This is a genomic window from Patiriisocius hiemis, assembly GCF_031846325.1.
GTDB classification, from domain to species: Bacteria; Bacteroidota; Bacteroidia; order Flavobacteriales; family Flavobacteriaceae; genus Patiriisocius_A; species Patiriisocius_A hiemis.
On sequence record NZ_JAVRHZ010000002.1, the window covers coordinates 452,896 to 471,939 of the forward strand.

21 protein-coding genes and 1 tRNA gene are annotated in these 19,044 nt (G+C 33.5%); 9 read left to right on the top strand and 13 right to left on the bottom strand.

Going from position 1 to position 19,044, the window contains the following annotated elements; genetic code table 11:
* Positions 1-20: 20 nt before the first annotated feature.
* Both RM538_RS06200 and gltX read left to right on the top strand, forming a co-directional pair.
* Positions 21-1,061: an alkane 1-monooxygenase gene (locus tag RM538_RS06200; protein WP_311332538.1), complete on the top strand. Its 1,041-nt coding sequence runs from the start codon at positions 21-23 to the stop codon at positions 1,059-1,061.
* 30 nt (positions 1,062-1,091) lie between these two features.
* Positions 1,092-2,657 carry a glutamate--tRNA ligase gene (gltX, locus tag RM538_RS06205; RefSeq protein WP_311332539.1) on the top strand — a complete coding sequence of 522 codons (1,566 nt, stop codon included), beginning with the start codon at positions 1,092-1,094 and terminating at the stop codon, positions 2,655-2,657.
* On the opposite strand, the gene RM538_RS06210 is transcribed toward gltX, so the two are convergent.
* Complete coding sequence (locus RM538_RS06210) at positions 2,654-3,316, bottom strand: outer membrane beta-barrel protein (RefSeq protein WP_311332540.1); 663 nt, start codon at positions 3,314-3,316, stop codon at positions 2,654-2,656. The genes gltX and RM538_RS06210 overlap by 4 nt on opposite strands.
* Before the next feature lie 75 nt (positions 3,317-3,391).
* On the opposite strand from RM538_RS06210, the gene RM538_RS06215 reads away from it, so the two are divergent.
* A complete protein-coding gene (locus RM538_RS06215) occupies positions 3,392-4,402 on the top strand; it encodes an SPFH domain-containing protein (protein ID WP_311332541.1) in 1,011 nt (336 codons plus the stop codon).
* A 30-nt stretch (positions 4,403-4,432) separates the two neighbouring features.
* Here the strand turns inward: RM538_RS06215 and RM538_RS06220 are convergent, their stop codons facing one another.
* The 4 genes from RM538_RS06220 to RM538_RS06235 all read right to left on the bottom strand — a co-directional run bounded on the left by RM538_RS06220 (position 4,433) and on the right by RM538_RS06235 (position 7,212).
* The gene (locus tag RM538_RS06220) at positions 4,433-4,663 is read right to left on the bottom strand and encodes a hypothetical protein (protein ID WP_311332542.1); all 231 of its coding nucleotides are present in this window, start codon (positions 4,661-4,663) and stop codon (positions 4,433-4,435) included.
* 13 nt (positions 4,664-4,676) lie between these two features.
* Positions 4,677-5,030 (bottom strand): phage holin family protein, encoded by a 354-nt coding sequence (locus RM538_RS06225; protein WP_311332543.1) that lies wholly within the window; start codon positions 5,028-5,030, stop codon positions 4,677-4,679.
* Position 5,031: 1 nt separating this feature from the next.
* Positions 5,032-5,385, bottom strand: coding sequence for a YtxH domain-containing protein (locus RM538_RS06230; RefSeq protein WP_311332544.1), 354 nt, complete (start codon positions 5,383-5,385; stop codon positions 5,032-5,034).
* 147 nt (positions 5,386-5,532) lie between these two features.
* Positions 5,533-7,212: a glutamine--tRNA ligase/YqeY domain fusion protein gene (locus tag RM538_RS06235; RefSeq protein WP_311332545.1), complete on the bottom strand. Its 1,680-nt coding sequence runs from the start codon at positions 7,210-7,212 to the stop codon at positions 5,533-5,535.
* 204 nt (positions 7,213-7,416) lie between these two features.
* Between RM538_RS06235 and folB the strand changes: the two genes are divergently transcribed.
* Positions 7,417-7,776: a dihydroneopterin aldolase gene (gene folB, locus RM538_RS06240; protein WP_311332546.1), complete on the top strand. Its 360-nt coding sequence runs from the start codon at positions 7,417-7,419 to the stop codon at positions 7,774-7,776.
* Between the two features lie 89 nt (positions 7,777-7,865).
* Positions 7,866-7,936 (top strand) — tRNA-Cys (locus RM538_RS06245).
* A 32-nt stretch (positions 7,937-7,968) separates the two neighbouring features.
* Here RM538_RS06245 and RM538_RS06250 read toward each other — a convergent pair.
* Positions 7,969-8,703 carry a LysE family translocator gene (locus tag RM538_RS06250; protein WP_311332547.1) on the bottom strand — a complete coding sequence of 245 codons (735 nt, stop codon included), beginning with the start codon at positions 8,701-8,703 and terminating at the stop codon, positions 7,969-7,971.
* Positions 8,704-8,764: 61 nt separating this feature from the next.
* On the bottom strand, positions 8,765-9,442 hold the full coding sequence (locus tag RM538_RS06255; protein ID WP_311332548.1) for a head GIN domain-containing protein: 678 nt from the start codon (positions 9,440-9,442) through the stop codon (positions 8,765-8,767).
* Positions 9,443-9,712: 270 nt separating this feature from the next.
* Here RM538_RS06255 and RM538_RS06260 point away from each other — a divergent pair, with 270 nt between their 5' ends.
* Positions 9,713-10,705, top strand: a complete 993-nt coding sequence (locus RM538_RS06260; protein ID WP_311332549.1) for a phage tail-like protein — start codon at positions 9,713-9,715, stop codon at positions 10,703-10,705.
* Positions 10,706-10,708: 3 nt separating this feature from the next.
* Here the strand turns inward: RM538_RS06260 and rnr are convergent, their stop codons facing one another.
* Complete coding sequence (gene rnr, locus RM538_RS06265) at positions 10,709-12,925, bottom strand: ribonuclease R (RefSeq protein WP_311332550.1); 2,217 nt, start codon at positions 12,923-12,925, stop codon at positions 10,709-10,711.
* Between the two features lie 153 nt (positions 12,926-13,078).
* On the opposite strand from rnr, the gene RM538_RS06270 reads away from it, so the two are divergent.
* The 3 genes from RM538_RS06270 (at position 13,079) to RM538_RS06280 (ending at position 14,783) form a co-directional block, all read left to right on the top strand.
* Positions 13,079-13,318, top strand: a complete 240-nt coding sequence (locus RM538_RS06270) for a putative signal transducing protein (protein ID WP_311332551.1) — start codon at positions 13,079-13,081, stop codon at positions 13,316-13,318.
* Positions 13,319-13,901: 583 nt separating this feature from the next.
* On the top strand, positions 13,902-14,333 hold the full coding sequence (gene rpiB / locus RM538_RS06275) for a ribose 5-phosphate isomerase B (RefSeq protein WP_311332552.1): 432 nt from the start codon (positions 13,902-13,904) through the stop codon (positions 14,331-14,333).
* A 9-nt stretch (positions 14,334-14,342) separates the two neighbouring features.
* Entirely contained in the window at positions 14,343-14,783 is a 441-nt protein-coding gene (locus RM538_RS06280; RefSeq protein ID WP_311332553.1) for a GNAT family N-acetyltransferase, read from the top strand.
* Here the strand turns inward: RM538_RS06280 and RM538_RS06285 are convergent.
* The 5 genes from RM538_RS06285 to rnpA all read right to left on the bottom strand — a co-directional run bounded on the left by RM538_RS06285 (position 14,773) and on the right by rnpA (position 18,990).
* Positions 14,773-15,144, bottom strand: coding sequence for a hypothetical protein (locus RM538_RS06285; protein ID WP_311332554.1), 372 nt, complete (start codon positions 15,142-15,144; stop codon positions 14,773-14,775). The two genes, RM538_RS06280 and RM538_RS06285, sit on opposite strands and share 11 nt — an antisense overlap.
* A gap of 156 nt (positions 15,145-15,300) precedes the next feature.
* On the bottom strand, positions 15,301-16,086 hold the full coding sequence (locus tag RM538_RS06290) for a sterol desaturase family protein (RefSeq protein WP_311332555.1): 786 nt from the start codon (positions 16,084-16,086) through the stop codon (positions 15,301-15,303).
* A 34-nt stretch (positions 16,087-16,120) separates the two neighbouring features.
* Complete coding sequence (locus RM538_RS06295; protein WP_311332556.1) at positions 16,121-17,743, bottom strand: S41 family peptidase; 1,623 nt, start codon at positions 17,741-17,743, stop codon at positions 16,121-16,123.
* Positions 17,744-17,819: 76 nt separating this feature from the next.
* Complete coding sequence (locus tag RM538_RS06300; RefSeq protein ID WP_311332557.1) at positions 17,820-18,638, bottom strand: DUF4349 domain-containing protein; 819 nt, start codon at positions 18,636-18,638, stop codon at positions 17,820-17,822.
* Positions 18,625-18,990 (bottom strand): ribonuclease P protein component, encoded by a 366-nt coding sequence (gene rnpA, locus RM538_RS06305; protein ID WP_311332558.1) that lies wholly within the window; start codon positions 18,988-18,990, stop codon positions 18,625-18,627. Before rnpA ends, RM538_RS06300 begins: the two co-directional genes overlap by 14 nt.
* Positions 18,991-19,044 lie beyond the last annotated feature (54 nt).

Below are 19,044 nucleotides of genomic sequence, written 5' to 3' on the forward strand. Positions count from 1 at the left end.
ATCACTCCAAACCCATTATAATGAAAGACTTAAAATATCTTGCTTCCTATACTATTCCAATAGTTGCTATGCTAGGATTGGTTTTAAAAAATTATTGGGCGTTTTTAACACCTGTATATGCTTTTGTATTGGTTCCTATTTTAGAAATAGCGTTACCTATAGAAACAAGTAACCTTTCCGAAGAAAAAGCACAAAACAAAGCTAGTAATCGTTTTTTTGATTTTCTATTATACTTAAACCTTCCTATTGTTTATGGGCTTTTAGGCTATTTTTTATGGAGCACTACAGTAGTTAACTATGAGGCGTATGAGTTGGTTGGGCTTATTTTCTCGGTGGGAATTGCTCTTGGTTCTAATGGTATAAATGTAGCCCACGAACTTGGACACAGGAAAACACAATGGGAAAAAACATTAGGTAAAATGTTATTGTTGCCTGCGCTCTATATGCATTTTTATATTGAGCATAATTTTGGTCACCATCAAAATGCAGCAACTAAAGAAGATCCTGCTAGTGCAAGATATAACCAATCTGTATATTCATTTTGGGTTACCTCAATGGTTAGACAGTATATAAGTGCATGGAAATTACAGAAGCAATTATTACAACGAGGCAGCCAACCCTTTCTAAGCATAAAAAACGATATGCTTTGGTATAGTGTTTTTCAAGTAGCCTACTTATTAATTGTCTTATTTGTTTTCGGGCTTACAGGGTTTATTGCCGCGTTATATATTGCGCTATCAGCAGCTATTTTACTAGAAACTATAAACTATATTGAGCATTATGGTTTAAGCCGGCTAAAAACTAAAAGCGGCCGCTATGAACGAGTAAAAGAGATTCATTCTTGGAATTCAAATCATGTTCTGGGGAGGGTAATGTTATATGAGTTAACGCGCCATAGCGACCATCATTACAGAGCACATAAAAAGTACCAATTACTCGACTGTCATGAAACAAGTCCACAAATGCCTTATGGCTATCCAACCTCTATGGTTTTATCACTAGTACCACCATTGTGGTTTGCAATAATGAATAAAAGAATTCCTATTGAAATGCGCGTCTAGGATTGTATCTTTGCCGCCTAATTATAAGTTATGTCTTCAAAGGTAAGAGTTCGTTTTGCTCCAAGTCCAACTGGACCATTGCATATTGGTGGTGTAAGAACCGCTTTATTTAATTACTTATTTGCAAAAAAGCATAAAGGTGATTTTATACTTCGTATTGAAGATACCGATCAAACAAGGTATGTGGCTGGGGCAGAAGATTATATTATTGAATCCCTTAACTGGCTTTCTATTCCTTTTGATGAAGGCCCTGGAAAAGACAAGGGCTACGGCCCATATAGACAAAGTGAGCGTAAACATTTGTACAAAGAATATGCAGATAAGCTTTTAGCTTCTGGAAACGCATACTATGCTTTTGATACAGCTGAAGAACTAAACGAGCACCGCAAAAGTCATGAAGCCGAAGGGAAAACCTTTATCTATAACTGGCATAATAGAGAAAAACTAAACAACTCCCTTTCGTTATCTGAAGGCGAAGTAACTGCAAAAATTGAAGCTGGAGAGCCGTATGTAATTAGGTTTAAATCTCCAACCAATCAAACACTAAGCCTACAAGACATTGTACGAGGGAATATACAAATAGACACAAATGTATTAGATGACAAAGTGCTATTTAAAAGCGATGGAATGCCAACATACCACTTGGCAAACATAGTGGACGATCACCTTATGGAAATCTCTCATGTAATTCGTGGAGAAGAGTGGTTACCGTCGCTTGCTTTACATGTATTGTTGTACCAAGCTCTTGGTTTGGAGGCTCCAAAATTTGCTCACTTACCCCTAATTATGAAACCTGTTGGAAAAGGGAAGTTGAGTAAGCGTGATGGTGATAAGATGGGTTTCCCAGTATTCCCACTAGAATGGAAAACAGCAGATGGGGCTATTTTTTCGGGGTATAGAGAAGATGGGTACTTGCCAGAAGCTGTAATAAACATGTTGGCTTTGTTGGGTTGGAATCCTGGTACAGAACAAGAGTTATTTTCACTTAAAGAACTAATTGAAGCTTTTGATTTAGAAAAAGTAAACAAGTCTGGCGCAAAATTTAATCCGGACAAGACAAAATGGTTTCAGCAACATTACCTACAAGAACTAGACGAAGATGTTTTACTAGAGCGATTTTTGCCTTTAGTTACAAGTAAGCTAGATAAAGAACCTAAAATAAGCGAAGACACTCTTAAAAAAGTACTAGCTTTTCATGAAAACGATGATTTAAAGTTTAAAAAAATTATTGCTTCAGTAAAAGAAAGAGCGACCTTTTTAAGTGACATTTGGGAACAAGCAAGTTTTTATTTTGAAGCTCCAAAAAGTTATAATGAAAAAGCTTCAGCAAAAGCATTTAAGGAGGGTACAAAAGAGATTTTAGAGAATGTGTTGTCGATTCTTGAGTCTACAGATGATTATTCAGAAGAAAATCTTTCAAAGCAAATTAAAGGCTGGATTACCGAAAATAATATTGGTTTTGGCAAAGTAATGATGCCTTTGCGATTAGCATTAGTAGGAGAAATGAAAGGCCCTGATGTGATTTTAATTCTCTCTATTTTAGGAAAAAGAGCCAGCACAGAGCGTGTTAAACAAGCTATTGATTTTATTTCTTAAAAATAAATAGCCGCACCCAACACAATAGTGGAGCTATTTCCTTCAAAATTTGTGTTCTCTAGGTTTTTATCGTTTAAAGCGCTTAGCATATTGCTTACGCCATATTGATATTGTGCGCTTAATCTAACGCCTTCTATACCAGCTGTAATGCCACCTAAAACTCTAAAATTAACCTTGCTTATGTCTTCTATGTCTCTAGCAGTTATGGTATTGTAACCGTCAATAATATAACCTTCAAAGCGTTCACTTTGTAGTTTCATTTTTCCATTCACCTGTAATAAAGGTCCAAACTCTATACTTAAGTGGTGGCGAATAATATTGTAGCTTCCTAAAAAGTTTATTTGAACACCTTGAATGGTATATTCTAGGCTTTGTTGATCTAGTCCTGTAATATCTCGTGCAGCAACTCCAATGTTTGAGTTAATAAAGTTAATTCCATAAATTAAATCAAACTGATTTCTAAAAGCCCCTCTAGCAGTAAAGCCACCTGTAAAACCTGTGCCTTGTTCTGTAACCAAATCTGTAGTAGAAATATCAAATAATGTTATACCTCCAGTAAGCCCAAGCTTGTTATAATCGTCATAATTTCTTTGAGCAAACCCAAATTGAATAACAAAAAGAAAAAAAATAGTAACAAAACTCAGTTTTGAAAGACTCATAGTGTACAAATTTAAAAGCGCAAAAGTAGCTTTATTTTTGTATCTTCAAACTACTCTAATTCTAAATAACAAATTATGGCAACAATTATTTTAGCATCTCCTCTATTATTTATACCTATTATTGTAATTGCATTCTTTTTAGGAGTCTCTGTCTTCTTTATTGTAAAGCAACAAACGTCTGCGGTAATAGAAACTTTTGGTAAGTATAGTAGTATAAGAAATTCTGGTTTACAGTTTAAAATTCCTATTGTACAGCGTATTGCTGGTAGGGTGAATTTAAAAATTCAACAACTAGACGTTTTGGTTGAAACTAAAACAAAGGACGATGTATTTGTAAGACTTAAAATTTCGGTTCAATTTCAGGTAATTAAAGACAAGGTGTATGACGCTTTTTATAAGCTTGAAAATCCGCACGACCAGATTACTTCTTATGTATTTGATGTAGTTCGTGCAGAAGTGCCAAAAATGAAACTAGATGATGTTTTTGAGCGTAAAGACGACATAGCTATTGCAGTAAAAGCAGAATTAAATGAAGCGATGAGTGATTATGGTTATGACATTATTAAAACACTAGTAACAGACATAGACCCAGATGTTCAAGTAAAAGCCGCTATGAACCGTATTAACGCTGCAGAGCGTGAAAAGGTAGCTGCAGAGTATGAAGCAGAGGCAGAACGTATTAAAATAGTTGCTAAGGCACGTGCAGAAGCCGAAAGTAAGAGATTACAAGGGCAGGGTATTGCAGATCAACGAAGAGAAATTGCCAGAGGACTTGAGGAAAGTGTAGATGTGTTAAATAACGTTGGTATTAACTCTCAGGAAGCATCTGCTTTAATAGTAGTTACACAACACTACGATACACTACAGTCTATTGGTGAAGAGACAAATACAAACCTAATATTATTACCTAATTCTCCACAAGCAGGAAGCAATATGTTAAACGATATGATTGCAAGCTTTGTTGCAAGTAATCAAATTGGTGAACAAATGAAAAAAGAAAATGCAGCTAAAGGAATAGGGGCAAGGCCTAAGAAAAAGAGGACGCCACCGCCAAGCAGCTCTAGTGATACAGATGTATCGTTCTAAAATAAAAAAGGCTCCAAGTTGGAGCCTTTTTTATTTTGATTTCTTTCCTCCAAAGAAGAGATCAACTATTTTAAGTACAGCAGCTTTCTTGGCAATTCCGCTAAGTATATTCATTAAGATACTAACAGGAGATAATAGGTTTTCAATTTGATCTTGTGTTTGAGAAAAACCCATTTTAAGTTCTTCTTGTTCAATATTGGCTTTAAGTTTGTAGTATTTGATATCTCTATCAAGCTCTTCGAAAGTAGTATATTGTTTCATTTGTGTAAAAAGTTTAGTTTTCTTCAGTAAATAATTTTGAAAATGCTTTAAGCACATTTCTCTCTATTGTTTTCTTACCGAAGAAGAAAACGAATGCCAGTATAAGTAGATAAAACCCTCCAATTATCAGGAAACCTAATGCTCTACTATCTAGCAGTTCTCCTATGTAAAAAGAGGCTGCAAAAGATAAAAACAAAAGCCCTAAGGTTATTAAGCATAGAATACTAAAAAAAAGTACAAAAGAAGATGTTGATTTTGCTACATATTTAAAAAGGCGAAGTCTGTAATACTCCGCCATGCTTTTGCTATATTCTTTAGCTTTATCACTTACAGATGTTACATTTTCTGAAAGTTCATCTAATGCCATATTATGCTGTAGCTTTGTTAGTGTTTGTTTTTTGAAGCTTTGCATTTTGTTTACGCAACGCTTCTAATTTATCTTCCATTGCTAATAAAATATCATCAGCTTTATAACTTGCTGAAGATAGTGTGTCCTCAAGCTTTTCTTCAAAACTTAATCTTGCTTTTTGAGCGCTTTCGCTTAAGCTAGATGATGTTTTTTTTATTTGCTTGTTTAATTTTTTTTGAGCTTTCTTGGTCTCTTTAGAAATTTTATTTCTTGTCTTTGATCCTTTGTCAGGAGCAAATAAAATTCCTAATCCTGCCCCTATTGCAGCTCCTGCTGCTAATGCTACTATTGTTTGTCCTGTGTTAGATGCCATAATTTAGTTTTTATTAATTAATATTATTATAGTATAAAATTAAGCATCATACATAAGAATCTCCGTTAATAGCTGGTTAATAAAGGGTTTACGACGCATAAACCTTTCTTAAATCAGCTGTATTTATGTTAAATAGTATTAAAAAACCTACTTATCAATTTTAGCCCAAGAATCTCGAAGAGGTACCGTTCTGTTAAACACGATCTTTTCTTTGGTGGTATCTTTGTCAACTACAAAGTAACCTAGTCTTTGGAACTGTAAGTTAGTTTCAATTGATAAGTTTGCTAAGCTTGGCTCTCCATAAGCTGTAATAACCTCTAAAGAGTTAGGGTTTACAAAGTCTATAAAGTCTTTATCCTTGTGAGTGTCTGGGGATGGGTCTGTAAATAACCTATCGTATAATCTAACTTCAATAGGTAGTGCGTGTTTTATAGAAACCCAATGTAATGTTCCTTTAACTCTCCTTAAAGATGCTTCTGTTCCACTACCGCTTTTACTGTCTATATCATACGTACAATGCACCTCTGTCACATTTCCATCTGCATCTTTTATACAGCTTTCAGCTTTAATGATATAGGCATTTTTAAGACGAACCTCTTTTCCAAGCTTAAGCCTAAAAAACTTTTTGTTTGCTTCTTCTCTAAAGTCTTCTTTTTCAATATATAATTCTCTAGAAAAGGGAAGTTCTCTGCTGCCAGCACTTTCATCTTCAGGGTTATTCTCTGCTGTTAACCATTCTTCTTTACTTTCTGGATAGTTTGTAATAACAACCTTTAAAGGGTTTAAAACAGCCATAACACGAGGTGCTTTCTTATTTAAATCTTCACGAACATTAAACTCTAAATGAGAGACGTCAATTAGGTTTTCTCTTTTTCCAACTCCAATACTTTCTGCAAAGTTTTTAATGGAGTCTGGTGTGTAACCTCTTCTTCGTAAGCCTGATATTGTTGGCATCCTTGGGTCATCCCACCCAGTTACAATACCCTCTTCTACTAATCGAGCTAACTTACGCTTACTAACCACCGTATGGCTTAAGTTTCTTCGTGCGAACTCACGTTGTTTAGGCCTCATTTTACCGTCTTCATACACTTGGTCTAAAAACCAATTGTATAACTCTCTATGTGGTAAAAACTCAAGAGTACAGAAAGAATGAGATACTTGCTCTAAGTAATCACTTTCACCATGTGTCCAATCATACATCGGGAAAATTTTCCAATCAGTACCCGTTCTATGGTGGTGTTTATGCAATGTTCTATACATAACTGGATCACGCATTAACATATTAGAAGATGCCATATCAATCTTTGCTCGCAATACGTGAGCTCCTTCTGGAGCTGTTCCGTTTTTCATTTCTTCAAGTAACTGAAGACTTTCTTTGATGGGTCTATCTCGGTATGGGCTATTAGAACCTGGCTGAGTAGGTGTTCCTTTTTGTTCTCTTATTTCTTCAGAAGTTTGAGAATCTACATACGCTTTATCATTCTTAATTAACTCAATTGCCCAATTATAAAGTTCTTGAAAATAATCTGACGCATAACACTCTTTATCCCAATTAAAGTCCAACCAAGATACATCGCGTTTAATTGCATCTACATACTCTTGCTCTTCTTTTGCTGGATTAGTGTCATCAAATCTTAAGTTTACAGGGGCATTGTATTTTAAGCCTAAACCAAAGTTTAAGCAAATAGCCGAAGCATGACCAATGTGCAAATATCCATTGGGCTCAGGTGGAAACCTAAAACGTAACTCGTCTTTAGTGTATCCGTTTTGTAAATCTTTTTCTATAATTTGCTCAATAAAATTGAGACTTTCTTTTTCTTCGCTCATAATAAATTTCTCTCCTCTAGCGCAGTCGAGAGGTCTTTAATGTCTAGAACAAAATAAATAGCTCTCGAGCGCTCTGCGTGGTATTTTCAAAACTGTTTATCACAGTTTTTTAATAATGCTCGAACAGACATTAGTAAAATCTAAACAAAGGTACTAATTAAGTTAAAATATAGACTTATAGTATCTTTGTAAAAAGTAAACTATATGAGTAGCATTACCTTAAAAAATATTAGAGTTTTTACCAATCATGGTTGCTTAGCTGAAGAAGAAAAAATAGGAAGTGATTACCTTGTAAACCTTACTGTTAATGCAGACTTATCTAAAGCTGCAAAGACAGATAATCTTAATGATACAGTAGACTATGTTCATCTACAGTATATTGTTAAATCTGAAATGGATAAACGCTCTAAACTGCTAGAGCAAGTTGGACAGCGTATAATTGACCGTATATTTCTTGAAATTTCTTTAGTAAATAAGGCTGCTGTAACTATATCTAAGCTTAATCCTCCAATTGGTGGTGATGTTGAAGAGGTAAGTGTTACTATGGTTTCTGAAAAAAAGTAACCGATGTTTAAAGTTCTTTTTTAATATTTTCTATATTTGCCGTCTTATCTGCAATAAGATAAGATTTCTGTCTTTGTATAGATAAAAAAGGCATCGTGGCCGAGTGGCTAGGCAGAGGTCTGCAAAACCTTGTACAGCGGTTCGAATCCGCTCGATGCCTCAAAAAACCTTAGCATAGAAGCTAAGGTTTTTTTATGGTTTTTGTTCAAAAACCTCAATACCTTCTTCTACTGGTGGAATTGGTTTTTCTATTGGTGTATCTTTTCCAGGGATTCTTTCTAAGCCTGCTTTAACTGTTTTAGGAAAAACACCTTGTAATAATAAAATCACTCCAAAGCCTAAGATTAAAATACTTACCCATTTTTTCGTCTTAAAAACAAACCTAGGTGTCATCTTGTTTTTTAATTTTTTTGCTAGTGTTATTTTTAAGAGGTCTGTGCAAAAGAAAACAATTAAGACAGTACTCAAGAATAAGAACACTCCGTTTTTTGAAGATGTTAATGCATTTGCCATAATGATAGTTCCAATCCACCCTGCAAGTACTCCAAAGTTTACAAAATTGAGTAAAAATCCTTTTATAAAAAGCCCCCCAAGGTTCTTTTTTACTTTAACAGCATAATGTTCTCTTGCTATTTTAAAAAAAGATTTGCTTGTTCTTATGTAAGAGATGATTCCGTAGGCAATTAAAACACCACCACCAAAAATAAGAAGTGCTGGATCGTCTTTTACTTTTTCTAATAACTGGCTAGTACTAAAGTATGCGATTAAAATAAATAGAATATCCGCAAAAATTGCCCCTAAATCAAAAAAGAGCCCTGCTTTAAAGCCTTTGGTAATACTAGTTTCTATAAGTGTAAAAAATACAGGTCCTACTGCAAAAGCAAGTAGAAAACCATAAAATGCTGCATACCATAAACCGTCAAACATAGTCTTGTAAAGGTACAAATTCTATGTTTGACGGTTTAAGTGTTTTTTTATAAATAAGGGGTCAATCAACAAAAGTAATCCTACCTCCAGCAAATTTCTTTTTGCTTATTTCTTTAGGGTTACCATAAACTATTACATCACCACCAGCTGTAACTTTAATATCTACTTTTTGTGCAGCATATACTTCGGCTTCTCCAGCAGCTGTGATTCTTACTTTAGTATCTTGTGTTTTAAGGGAAGCGCCTTCAAAAATTCCTCCTGTGTTTAAAGTTACCTCTTGAGATTTTGCTAATCCAGAAGCTTCAATTATGCCTCCAGTAACCGATTTCATTTCAGCAAAATTTACCTGTAACCCTACTTTTATTCTCCCTCCTTCTTGAGCACGTAATTCTATTTTGTTTTGTTCAATGGCTTCAGCAGAAACTATTTCGGCTCCTTCATTTGCGTCAATAACATCTATACTTGTGTAATATACTTCTATAAAGGTTTGGTTTCCATCAAAACGCTCTTCTAGTTGCATTCTTAGTTTTAAAGTCCCATTATCATTTACAATTTTTACACTTTCGGTATTTCTTCCCTTAACAACAACCTTGTTTTCTGTGCTGTTAATTAGGTTTACTTCAATTAAATCAAAGACTTTAATTTCATTAAAATTACCCACCTCTTTGTCGATTGTTCGTTGTGCAAAACTTGAGATTGTTATTAATGCAAGTAGTAGTAGTGTTGCTATTTTTTTCATTATTAATTTTTATAGTTATTACATCTTAAAGAGTAGTGATTAATGAAATTGTTACACTAAACTAATATTAATACTTGCCTATTCATTCTTTTATTCTAAATATAATTTATAATACAATAAAATTTGACCAATTTATAGTAGGTGTACAGATGTTATTGGGTTTTGATAAAACTATCTTACTATTAAAAGTTTTAAATTTGTAAGTATTTTCCTTATATTATTAATCCTTTTTTTAGAAAAGGATTTAATAAACCCCAAATTTTTTAAATCATGAAATTTTTAAAAATAATTATCACTATTGTTTTCTTATCATGCCTTTCAAATTCTATTGCTCAAGTAGGGATAGGAACCATAACACCAGAAAGTAGTTCTGCTTTAGATGTAACTGCAACAGATAAGGGCTTTATCGCTCCTCGTGTTTCTTTAACAGATGTTACAGATTCAACTGCTCCAATTGATACACCTGTAGAAGGTCTTTTAGTTTATAATACCAATTCTTCTGTTACTGGGGGTAGTGGTACAGGTTATTATTATTGGAATGGTACTCAATGGAGTAAATTAATTACAGCAACAACAGTTGATGATTGGAAACTCGAAGGAAATTCTGGAACGAACCCAGCTACAGACTTTATAGGCACAACAGATGCACAAGATCTAGTAATTAGAACAAATGACACAGAAAAAATACGTGTCGAATCTGGTGGCGATGTTGGTGTTGGCATTACAGATCCTGAACATACATTAGATGTTCAAGGAGATTTTAGAGTTCGAGGAGATTTTATAAATCAACAACTCATTGGGACTCACTCATCAACAACTCAAAGCATTCCATTTACAAATTTAGCTTTTACTCCTTTAACTGGCACAACTAATAGTATAACAATACCTGATGGAAATGGAGTTGCTAATTCCGGTGTTTTTATTACTGGATTTGCCCGTGTTTTTGGAGGAAATTTAAACGGATCAAATAGTTCATTAGGTGGTTATTTTATGGTATTAGAAAGAGATACAGACCCAACATTTTCTTCAGCAATTATTTTAACCTATACTTCTGGTACTTGTTATATAGAAACTCCTAATGGAGGAAGTAGTTCATCTATTGCTTACGGTGGCGGTGGGCATATTTCATATTTAGATTCAAACTTAACTGCAGGTGTTACATATTATTATAGGCTTACTTTTGTTCCAAACAGTCAAGGTATTAATAGTGGAAATTTTGAAGTTTACCAAAGAGATCTAATTGTTGTGCAAATTAAAAGATAGTTTTTAATTATCGTGACCTAGCATTGTGAAGTCTAGATGTTTTTTTACTAAGTCTGCATTCTTAACTTTTACATATACTTCGTCACCAAGTTGATACACGTTTTTTGTTTTTTGACCAATAACAGCAAACTCATCTTTATCAAAAACATAATGGTCATCTCTTAAATCTTGTAGTCTAACCATCCCTTCGCACTTATTAGAAACTATTTCAACATAGATTCCCCATTCTGTCACTCCAGAAATAACACCTAAAAACTCTTCGTCTTTATGATCTTGCATAAACTTAACTTGCATATACTTTATACTATCGCGTTCTGCATTTGCTGCCAAACCTTCCATGTCGCTTGAATGCTGGCACTTTTCTTCAAAAGCCTCTTGCTTTGCTGATGGTTTTCCATCCAAATAATGCTGTAGTAAACGATGTACCATTACATCTGGATACCTACGAATAGGAGAAGTAAAATGCGTATAATAATCAAACGCTAAACCATAATGACCAATATTATTAGTTGTATAAACCGCTTTGCTCATACTTCTAATAGCAAGGGTGTCTATTAAGTTTTGTTCTTTTTGACCTTGTACATCCTTTAATAATTTATTTAAAGATTGAGAAGTGGATTTTTTGTCTCTTGTATTTAGTTTATATCCAAAACGTTTAATAATATTTTCTAAAGCTGCTATTTTTTCGTCATCTGGTTCATCGTGTACTCTGTACACAAATGTTTTTTTATCAGCTTGTTTTCCAATAAACTCTGCAACACTTCTGTTAGCTAATAACATAAATTCTTCAATTAGTTTATTAGCATCTTTACTTTCTTTAAAATAAACTCCGTCTGGGTTATTTTTTTCATCTAACTTGAATTTTACTTCAACTTTATCAAATGAAATAGCACCATTATGCATTCTTTTCTTCCGAAGAATTTTTGCTAATCTGTCTAATTCTAAAATTGCTTGTGCTATAGGTTCTGGAACTGAGTATTCTTTACCTGTTATTGCTATTTCTGAAGGGATTCTTAAGTTAAACTTCTCAACTTTGTTTAAGGATGTATTACTTTCAATAACATGTTGGGCTTCTTCATACGCAAATCGTGCATCACTATAGGTTACTGTTCTACCAAACCATTTATTAATAACTTCGGCTTTATCATTAATTTCAAAAACTGCCGAAAAGGTATATTTTTCTTCATTAGGACGTAAGGAACACGCTCCATTTGATAAAATTTCAGGAAGCATAGGCACCACTCTATCTACTAAATAAACAGAAGTTGCACGCTCATACGCTTCATCATCTAAAACCGTTCCTGGAATTAAATAGTGTGATACATCTGCAATATGAATTCCTATTTCATAATTTCCATTTTCTAATACTTGAAATGATAACGCATCATCAAAGTCTTTTGCATCCTTTGGATCTATGGTAAACGTTAAGATATCTCTCATATCTCTACGTTTTTTCACCTCTGAATCATGGATTTTTGTATCTAGTTTATTAGCATAGTTTTCAACTTCGGCTGGAAATTCATATGGTAATCCATATTGTGCTAATATGGAGTGTATTTCTGTGTTATGCTCTCCTGGCATACCCAGCGATTTTATAACGTTCCCAAAAGGAGAATCTGCGTTTGCTGGCCAATCTTCTATAGCTACTAGTACTTTTTCACCTTGCTTAGCATTATTTAAGTTCTTTTTTGGAACAAAAATATCTGTGTACATTTTAGGATCACTCATTTCTACAAAAGCAAACTTCTCTTGTATATCAATAACTCCAACAAACTCAAGTGTCTTCCTTTTTATAATATTTGTAATTTCACCTTCGGTTTTTCCTCCTCGTCTTCTATTAAACACATAAACCTCTACAATATCTCCATGAAGCGCTTTGTTTAAGTTTTTATTTTTAACTAAAATATCATCTTCAAGGTCTTCGACAATTACATATCCTTGGCCTCTCCCAGCCATATCTAGCTTTCCAGTATGGTAATTTTGAGAAGGGGTAATCTTGTATTTACCTCGTTCAATTTCTTCTATAGTTCCTTTTGCTTGTAATGCTTTAAGTTTTTTTATAATTTGATTTCTGCTACTTGGATCGTCCACTCCTAGTTTTGCAGCTAGCTGCTTGTAGTTATAGGTTTTGGCGTGGTCTTTTCTTAGTATTGTGAGGATGGTTTGTGTAAGTCCTTCTATTTTTTGTTTTCTTTTTCTTCTATTATTCCTTTTCGGCATAGTTATTTCTTGGTATTCTGTAAACCAAGGTAAGTCTTGGTTTATATAAATCTTAAATTATCACGTAAAAGTACTCTTTATAAGTTTGGTAAGAGAATAACTAACAAAGATTTAGTACTTTAGTAACAATCAATACATTATGTTTTTATTTTAATGAAAGACTACAAAACTATTGCTATATATACCTTTCCTAGTGAATATGCTATACTTCAGCATTTACTGGAGCAAGAACAAGTGCGTTTTATTTTTCAAAATGAAACCATGATTAGCGTACTTCCTTTTCATAGCAATGCTTTTGGCGGTATACGTCTTAAGGTGCATGAAGAAGATATTCCTAAAGCAGAAGAAATAATAAAGCGTTTAAATAATGCTTCAAAGTTAAATATAGTTTAGAATACAATTTCAAAATTCCATTTTCCAAAGTTTTCAACAACTATATAATCATCTTTTTTCTTTTTCTAAAAATTTTAAAATAAAATGATGATGATGATGGGGTGTTGATAATAGGTATAACTTTTTCACAATCTACTTTTATATTAAGTTTTTACCTTTTGTGAGTAGGTTATTAACATTATTTTAAGAGTTATAACTTCTGAAAAATAACAAATTACAGCTTTAAATAAACAGCTGTTTATAACCTATGTTGACAACCTAATTTTGAAAAGTTTTTGAATAATTTTTGTTTGAAACAAGAAAAAAAATGAAGATAAGTAGCTAGTAACTGAAGCTAACTTTTTCCTATTATTTCAAAAATTTATACATAGAGCGTTTGGTTTTTAAAAACCAAATTAATTTATGCATTTTACCACTACAAATATCAACAATGTTGTTGACTACTATGTTACCTTATTTTTAATAAAACGTAATCTTTTGATTTTCAATTTTAAACAATAACTACCATTTTTAGTTTTATGAATACATTATCTTTGCTTAGAGGAAGTTTAATTAAAAGTTACCCACTTTCGTGGGCATGATTATGAAAGTAGTTATAGGAAATGACCACGCAGGACCCGATTATAAATTTGCCATTGTTAAGATGCTTAAAGAAAAGGGAATAGAAGTAATTAATTATGGTACAGACACCTTAGATAGTGTTGATTATCCAGATTATGTGCATCCCGTTGCAAAAGCAGTAGATACTAATGAAGCTGATTTTGGAATATTAATATGTGGAAGTGCTAATGGTGTAGCGATGACAGCAAACAAGTACCAAAACGTACGAGCAGGTATCTGCTGGAATAAAGAAATAACAAGTCTTACGCGCCAACATAACAATGCTAATATTATTTGTATTCCCGCAAGGTTTACTGCAATTCCGCAGGCAAAAGGGTTAGTAGATATTTTTCTAAATACTGAATTTGAAGGAGGACGCCATCAAAATAGAGTTGATAAAATTGCTTGTTCTTAATTTGTAGCAATGGCTTTATTTGTCAAGACATTTAATGAACTTACGCTAGACGAACTTCATGATATTTTACAATTACGAAGTGAAGTTTTTGTAGTAGAGCAAGATTGTATATATCAAGATATTGATGGAAAAGACAGGAAGGCGCTTCATGTTTTCTTAAAAAAATCGGGACGAATTGCTGCTTATACTCGCTGTTTTAAACCAGGTGATTATTTTGAAGAAGCTGCTATTGGGCGTGTTGTAGTTCCTATGGATTTACGAAAATTTGGCTATGGGCATGATGTTATGAAAGCATCAGTAACTGCTATAAAAAATAGGTTTACAACACAAAAGATTAAACTTTCAGCGCAAACCTATTTAATAGATTTCTATAAATCACATGGATTTATCCCTGTTGGTGAAGAATACCTAGAAGACGGCATTCCTCATATTGCTATGATTATAACTTAATCAAGTTTTTTTCTAGATTTAAGTCTTTAAGCATCTCGTTAGTAAACTTATAATGTCCTCTTTTGGTTATAATTTTAAAACGCTCGTTTTTCATTCTAGAAACAACGTCTAAAAATCGCCATTTTGACTTTAATAACTTTGGTTTTTGCGATTTTAAACTTACCTCAAAGTAATGCTTTATTCCTGCGCGCTCTGCTACAATATCTGGAGTGATGGTAATGTCACTTCCTTTTTTATTGTACGATTTTGGGGTTTCATACCCTTCTATGTCGGCCTTAATGTTTTCGAACCCTCTATTCTCTAAATAGGTTATGGACTCCTTTAATGTTTCTGTGTTTTCCTCTTTATCTATCTGTATCATAACCCATATTATACCAAAAAAGAACGAAAAACCCTGTTAATAGGCTGTTAAGGTTTAAAAATTCATAAGAAAGCAGGAACCTCTTTTAACTCTTTTTAGTAAGATTTATCAATGAATAGGACATAATAACCCCAAATTAATTATGCACAAACCCACTTATTTCGAAACTACTTTCTTGTTGAAAGGAATCCTTAATTGGGTTGCTAAACTTTCATCATTTGTATGGTTAGAAATATCTAACCCGTATTCTATTTTTGAAACGTCTTCATAAATAAATGTGCCAAACATTCGGTCCCATATTGAAAACATATTTCCGTAATTACTATCTGTCCAAGGGAGTTCAAAATGATGATGAAATTTATGCATGTTAGGTGTAACAATAAGATAGCTTAACCCTTTATCTACAGCTAAAGGAAGTGAAATATTTGCATGTGTAAAATAAGTAAATAACACACTTAGTATTCTATAAAAAAGATAAAAGCTAAGCGGCATTCCCATAATAAAAACTGCTACTAAAGCAAAGGTTTCTCTAAGTACAAAATCGAAAGGATGGTGTCTGGTGCCTGTGGAAGCATCTACATGTTTATCGCTATGGTGTACTATATGTAATCGCCACATCCATTTTACTTTATGAAGCAAATAATGCACGCCATATTGCGCAATGAGGTCTAGCACAAGAATGGAAAATAATAGCTCAACCCAAACCGGAAAATCTATTATATATAAAAGCCCTAAATTTTTTATTGAACCATACTCAACAACAAGAAGTGTTATAACTCCAAAAACAGCATTAATAACCATAACAAAAAAGAGTAAAGCAATGTTGGTTTTAGCATGTTTCCATTTCTTGTACCTAAATTTTATTAATGAATAGTTACCCTCTAAAACCCAGAAAACTGCGAGAACAAAAAATACCCATCCGGCCTTTAGCCAAATGGGCATTGTTTCAAAAAAGGATAAAAAAGAATCCAAATTATTACTTTAAAATTCGGTTGTATTTGTTGCTGTCATTTAAAACCGATATAGCTTCTTTTATTTCAGGATTATTATTTACCTGGTAGTTATACAAACCTTCTCTGTAGAAATAACGCTTTAAAATTTCATCGGTTAATAGAGACTTTATTTCGGCGCCTTTTGCTACAATAGCTTTTTCTTTTGCAGCATCAATGCTTTTCATTAATTGATTGTAAGAAGATTTAATTTCCCCGTCAAGATCATCATCTTCAGCTCTACGAAGGGCTTCGGCAAATTCTTTTTCTGTTTCCGTTTCATACTCAAAACCATTTTTGTTTAGGTATTGTCTAAAATCTTGAAAATCACTTTCAGAAAAAGTAAAATTAGACCAATCTGTTAACTGGTTTTTATAGTAATATTCTGTTGCATAATTAAAGATAGCATCATCTTTTAATAATGCAGTTGTGATAGGGCTAAACACAGCAGTTTCTACTTCTATATCTGGTAAAATACCACCACCGTCGTAAACAGTTCTACCTCCTTTGGTTTTAAAAGAATTGTATTCCTTTGGGTCTAGACGAATGGGGTCTCCGTTCTCATCGCGATTCCAATAATCTAATGCTTGGATACATCTTCCGCTTGGGGTATAGTATCTTGAAATAGTAACTTTAAGTTGTGTTCCGTAGGTTAATTTCTTAGGACGTTGTACCAGCCCTTTTCCAAAACTACGTGCTCCTACTATTACAGCTCTGTCAAGATCTTGTAATCCACCTGAAACAATCTCACTTGCTGAAGCGCTTCGACCATTTACCAAAACTACTAAAGGAATCTCTGTATCTACAGGCTCTTTGGTTGTTTTATATACCTTGTTGTATCTTTTTATAACAGACTTTGTAGTTGTTATCACTTCGCCTTTAGGGACAAACAAATTAACCACGCTAATAGCCTCGTTAAGCAGTCCTCCAGGATTGCCACGTAAATCTAAAATGATTTTTTTTGCGCCCTGCTCCTTCAAGTCTACTAAGGCAGCTTTGGTTTCTTTAGTTGTTTTTCGGTTAAAAGCCCTAAGAACAATATATCCAATATCGTTATTAATTAACTTATAAAAAGGAACCGCATTTACCTCTACTGCAGCTCTAGTTAGTGTTGTTTTATTTTCTTTACCTTGACGTACATAGGTGATTTTAATTTCAGAATCTGGAGCCCCCTTTAAAAGTTCTCCTGTATCACCATCAAAATCTGCAAGGTCAGTATTTCCAATTTTTATAATCTCATCACCAGCTTTTAAACCAGCTTTATCTGCTGGGTAGTCTTTAAAAGGTTCCACAACAACAATGCGGTCTTTTTTAGTTTTTACACTAGCACCTACACCAGTATAAACACCAGAGTTATTAATGCGCGCATCTTCTACTTCTTGTTCATTCCAATAAACGGTATAGGGGTCTAAATCCTCTAACATTCCCGTAATAGCTTTGTCCATAAGAGTAGCGGGAGTGGTCTCATCTACATAATTCATGTTCAACTCCTTAAAGAGTGTTGTAAATATTTCAATCTGTTTTGCAATTTCAAAAAAATCACTTTTAAAGCTTACCGTCGTAAATAACACCCCAATAGCTAGTATGGGAACTAAAATTCTTTTTTTCATAATCTCTTATTTTAAATTTGCCGTAAATTCGAGTTTTTTCTAAGAGAAAAAATATCGAGATCAAGGCAGGATAAAATTATTTCTTCTTTCTTTTTATAAGCCAGCGAACAACTATAAACAACACTAGTCCAAATATAAAAATAGGCCAGATGTATAGTAATCCAATAAAAAACATTGAGATACCATCCCAACCACCTTTAAGGGCATTAATCATTTTTTGTCCGTAGGATTGTGTAACCCCGGTTTCTGAAGTGATTTTATAAAAATTAATAGTAACCGTACTCATAGAAACCTTACTTTTAAGGTATTCTAAACGCCCTTGTCTAGCTTCTATTTCTTCTCTTATTTTTGAAAGCTCTCTTTCTATATCTAGGATTTCTTTTACATTTTTGGCTTGATTTAATAACTCTAAATACCTTCTTTCTAACTCTCTTTTTGCTTTTAATCGTGCTTCGAGATCTACAAATTCTTCGGTAACATCTTGTCTTGAAATATTGCGTTGGTCAAAATAAGCGACTCCTTCTGAAACCCCATTTATAAAGTCTTGAAAGTTTTCTGAAGGCACTCTAACTGTGAGGTATCTACTTAGTCTGTTATATCCTTTATCTGCATTATCTTGTTGTATAATGCCTTTATGGTTTTTAACCAACTGAAGGATGCGAGCATGTGTCTTATCTAAGTCTTTTGCCTCAAAGCTGAGGTTTGCTGTTTTAATAATTTTCTGCTCTGCCTCTTCCTGAATTTCTGGACTTTGCTTAGATTGAATCATAGATTCTTCAATGGAAGCATCTTCACTATTTAGTATACCATTAATTCCCGAAGATTCTGACTCATAACTAGGGTTACTACTACAGGCTGCAATAAATAAAAATAGGAGTGTGCTAATTGTTTTCATCTGTTAGCTTTTTTAAAAGTACCGTTACCGCTTTTTCAATTTGGTCATACGGAACATTTGTTTTACCAAGATACAAAAACAATAGCGCAAATTTCGTGCTAGTATTGCCTTCAAGTGTTTCTTTTTTAAGACGGTAGGCTTCTCGAAGCTGTCTTTTTAATCTGTTTCGGCTTACTGCAAGCTTAAAATTTCGCTTAGGAATCGCAAAAGCGGCTTTATTTTCTAAATAGTCTTGCTGTGGTAAATAAAATACCTTTATTGGAAATTTCGTGACTGTTTTTCCTTCATCAAATAGCTGCGCAATTGCCTTGCGACTTTTAAGTTTTTGTGTTTTTGGGAAGGATTGGTTCATGTTGTAAATATAAAAAAAGACCTTTCAGAAAAAATAGCTTCCCAAAAGGTCTTT

Coding starts and splice junctions, on each gene's coding strand:
- gltX (WP_311332539.1), top strand. CDS start 1,092: ATGTCTTCAAAGGTAAGAGTTCGTTTTGCTCCAAGTCCAACTGGACCA.
- RM538_RS06285 (WP_311332554.1), bottom strand. CDS start 15,144: ATGATACAGATAGATAAAGAGGAAAACACAGAAACATTAAAGGAGTCC.
- RM538_RS06200 (WP_311332538.1), top strand. CDS start 21: ATGAAAGACTTAAAATATCTTGCTTCCTATACTATTCCAATAGTTGCT.
- RM538_RS06260 (WP_311332549.1), top strand. CDS start 9,713: ATGAAATTTTTAAAAATAATTATCACTATTGTTTTCTTATCATGCCTT.
- RM538_RS06250 (WP_311332547.1), bottom strand. CDS start 8,703: ATGTTTGACGGTTTATGGTATGCAGCATTTTATGGTTTTCTACTTGCT.
- RM538_RS06255 (WP_311332548.1), bottom strand. CDS start 9,442: ATGAAAAAAATAGCAACACTACTACTACTTGCATTAATAACAATCTCA.
- RM538_RS06220 (WP_311332542.1), bottom strand. CDS start 4,663: ATGAAACAATATACTACTTTCGAAGAGCTTGATAGAGATATCAAATAC.
- RM538_RS06230 (WP_311332544.1), bottom strand. CDS start 5,385: ATGGCATCTAACACAGGACAAACAATAGTAGCATTAGCAGCAGGAGCT.
- RM538_RS06270 (WP_311332551.1), top strand. CDS start 13,079: ATGAAAGACTACAAAACTATTGCTATATATACCTTTCCTAGTGAATAT.
- RM538_RS06300 (WP_311332557.1), bottom strand. CDS start 18,638: ATGAAAACAATTAGCACACTCCTATTTTTATTTATTGCAGCCTGTAGT.
- rpiB (WP_311332552.1), top strand. CDS start 13,902: ATGAAAGTAGTTATAGGAAATGACCACGCAGGACCCGATTATAAATTT.
- RM538_RS06210 (WP_311332540.1), bottom strand. CDS start 3,316: ATGAGTCTTTCAAAACTGAGTTTTGTTACTATTTTTTTTCTTTTTGTT.
- RM538_RS06235 (WP_311332545.1), bottom strand. CDS start 7,212: ATGAGCGAAGAAAAAGAAAGTCTCAATTTTATTGAGCAAATTATAGAA.
- RM538_RS06295 (WP_311332556.1), bottom strand. CDS start 17,743: ATGAAAAAAAGAATTTTAGTTCCCATACTAGCTATTGGGGTGTTATTT.
- RM538_RS06215 (WP_311332541.1), top strand. CDS start 3,392: ATGGCAACAATTATTTTAGCATCTCCTCTATTATTTATACCTATTATT.
- folB (WP_311332546.1), top strand. CDS start 7,417: ATGAGTAGCATTACCTTAAAAAATATTAGAGTTTTTACCAATCATGGT.
- RM538_RS06225 (WP_311332543.1), bottom strand. CDS start 5,030: ATGGCATTAGATGAACTTTCAGAAAATGTAACATCTGTAAGTGATAAA.
- RM538_RS06290 (WP_311332555.1), bottom strand. CDS start 16,086: ATGCCCATTTGGCTAAAGGCCGGATGGGTATTTTTTGTTCTCGCAGTT.
- rnr (WP_311332550.1), bottom strand. CDS start 12,925: ATGCCGAAAAGGAATAATAGAAGAAAAAGAAAACAAAAAATAGAAGGA.
- rnpA (WP_311332558.1), bottom strand. CDS start 18,990: ATGAACCAATCCTTCCCAAAAACACAAAAACTTAAAAGTCGCAAGGCA.
- RM538_RS06280 (WP_311332553.1), top strand. CDS start 14,343: ATGGCTTTATTTGTCAAGACATTTAATGAACTTACGCTAGACGAACTT.